We start from the raw sequence: 752 nt of genomic DNA on the forward strand, positions 1-752 counted from the left end.
GGATCGCCTCGTTGAGGGCGGCGAGCGAGAAGAAACGGCGGTTGCGCAGGCGCGCCAGAATCCATCGCCCGACGATTTGGACGCCGACTTCGACCTTGGCTTTGTCGCGCGGTCGATACGGCAGTGCCGGAACGATGGCAGTGCGGTAATGGCGGGCAAGATCGGCATAGGTCCGGTTGACCATCGGCTCGTGAAAGCACGCCCGGGTGATGCCGGCCTTGAGATTGTCGCTCACCGTTTGCCGGGCCACGCCGCCGAAAAAGCAAAAGGCCCGGACATGGGAGCCGATCCAGTCCGGCAGGCTCTGGCTGAGGCTGGCTTCAGCGTAGGTGTAGTTGGAAGCACCGAGCACGGCGACAAAGATCTGCGTGCTGTGCACCTCGCCGCTGAGCCCGTCGACCACCTCCATGGTGTGGCCGGAATAGTCGACGAACAGCTTCTCGCCGGCGACATGGACCTGGCGCAGGGTCGGCTTGAGGCGGCCAGCCCATTCCCTGTAGCGTTCGCAGAACCACGAATAGCTGAAACTGTCGGACTTGGAGTCGCAATACTCTTCCCACAGTAGCATCAACGTGACGTTCCTGCGCCGCAGCTCGCGATGAACGAGCGCCCAATCCGGCTGCGGACGCTCATCGCTGGGCAGATCGGACGGTGGCGGAAACAGCCTGTTCTCGAGCCGGACCTCATCATTGAGCTCGGGCGGCAACGGCCAGGTCAAACCTGCGCGGCGTGCCATGTTGAGGTACTTGCAA

Annotated in this window: 1 protein-coding gene; it reads right to left on the reverse strand. The window is 63.0% G+C overall.

The window, feature by feature from the left end:
• A partial coding sequence (gene istA / locus AOQ71_RS40140; RefSeq protein ID WP_157083810.1) for an IS21 family transposase occupies window positions 1-752 on the reverse strand: 752 nt, incomplete at both ends.

The organism is Bradyrhizobium manausense (assembly GCF_001440035.1).
GTDB lineage: Bacteria > Pseudomonadota > Alphaproteobacteria > Rhizobiales > Xanthobacteraceae > Bradyrhizobium > Bradyrhizobium manausense.